The organism is Psychrobacter piscatorii (assembly GCF_904846415.1).
GTDB lineage: Bacteria > Pseudomonadota > Gammaproteobacteria > Pseudomonadales > Moraxellaceae > Psychrobacter > Psychrobacter piscatorii.
The window spans coordinates 1-501 of the sequence record NZ_CAJHAR010000120.1; the positions used below are offsets into that span (position 1 = coordinate 1).

1 protein-coding gene is annotated in these 501 nt (G+C 37.5%); it reads left to right on the plus strand.

Annotated elements, in window-relative coordinates:
• The coding region (locus tag JMX83_RS15305; protein ID WP_227675887.1) for a hypothetical protein at nucleotides 1-82 on the plus strand (82 nt) is incomplete at its 5' end.
• Between the last annotated feature and the right edge of the window lie 419 nt (nucleotides 83-501).

The following is a 501-nucleotide window of genomic DNA, read 5'->3' on the forward strand; positions in this document are numbered from 1 at the left end:
GGTAAGTATTGCACCGATGCTGGCTGAAAGCTTACGCCGTATCAATAACGAAGAATCTATTAGCGCGATGTTTGACGCCTAATTTGATACAACTGCCTTTTAAACAGCTATTGCGGTAATTTTTAGTAGCAATGACTGTAGTAAGACATCTTAAATAATTAAAAAACAGAGCGTCAAGTATCCTTACTTGGCGCTTTGTTTTGTGTAGGCGCTTTGCGTAGGTCTTTATTATTGCTACAGAATCACGTATAATGCGCGCCTGTGCTGACCTTTTCGTTGTTTTTATTAGGCTAGCACTATCAAAAGTGCTGATCATGCTTAACAGCAACCATCGTTATAGTAATTATCATAGCGAGCGCTGCTATAAGCAAATGGCTAAGCTTAGACATTGCGAGTTTTATTCGTAACGATAATATTAGCTATCATCACGTATTAGTGGATTGGTCGCAAATCCACTTTTTTATGACCAGACACTTCATCATTTTTTTTATAGGATTATAT